General features: G+C 64.6%; 1 pseudogene. It reads right to left on the reverse strand.

Annotated features, from left to right (window positions below):
- Nucleotides 1-1,033, reverse strand: a pseudogene (locus AiwAL_RS20290) (hypothetical protein); the annotation flags it as partial.

A 1,033-nucleotide genomic window follows, 5' to 3' on the forward strand; every position in this document is an offset into this window, starting at 1 on the left:
GTAGAGCACTTCGCGCAACAGGGATGCGATCGATTTGCGCTTGTTGAACCATTGCCGCCGCAGCCTGGTCAGCGTTTTGGTCGCTTCGGTCTTGTCGAGGGCGATGAAACGGGTCACCCAGCGATAGCAAAAATCCTGGTGGTTGAGCGGATCAAGAATCCCCGGCTGGGTCAGATTGGGAAAACCCAGGACGGTGACGGTACGCAGATGCTGGTCACCCAACATCGGCTCGATCCCGCCGCTGAGCGGCGTGTCGGCCAGGATGGCGTCGAGATAGAGCGGTGTGGCGGGTGCCGCCACCTTATGGCGCTTTGGGGAGACGGTCCCGTGCAGATAGGTCAGCGTCTGCCCATCATCGAGCGCCCGGACCTCGGGCATGAAGCCCGAGAGAAGATCGAGCACGCGCTCGGTCTCGGCGATGAAAGCAGAAAGATCCTGGTGCCAGTCCCTGCCCTGGTTTGGCTCCGCCCGTTCGAGCAGCGCCTGTTCGGCGCGAGCGACCTGATCGGCCGGCGGCATGTAAAGCAGCGTCAGATAATAGGCGCTCTCGTAGTGAGCCTGCGCGGCCGTTGGGGTCCGCCGGTGCTGACGGTGCGGCGCCGCACCATTGTCGTTCGACGCCTGAGAATCGCCCGTGTCCAGCCGGCCATTATCGTTAGCGGCCGAGAAGCCGTGAGGCGCTGCGCGACCATTGCCGTTGGCCGACCGCTTGTGGCCGGTCGCCGTCCGGACATTGGCGTTGTCCGGCCCGTAATCGCCCTTCGTGGTCGGCGAATTATCGTCGGCCGGCGCAAGAACATCGCTCTCCGCCGGCTTATGCTCGAAACTCGCGCGCCGCTCCTCGTCAACCAGCCAGGAGGCGGCATCGGGAAAGGTGGAGACCGGATAGCCGGGCGCCTCGAACCGCTCGGCCTCGAAGAACAGCGCCCAGCCGGAGCCGAAGCGCCGCAGCACATTGTTCAGCCGTGCGCAGGTACCGACCAGTTCCGCCTCTGTGGCACTCTCCAGATCAGGACCACGGAAGCGCAGCGTG

It is taken from the genome of Acidiphilium sp. AL, from assembly GCF_025499445.1.
GTDB lineage: Bacteria > Pseudomonadota > Alphaproteobacteria > Acetobacterales > Acetobacteraceae > Acidiphilium > Acidiphilium iwatense.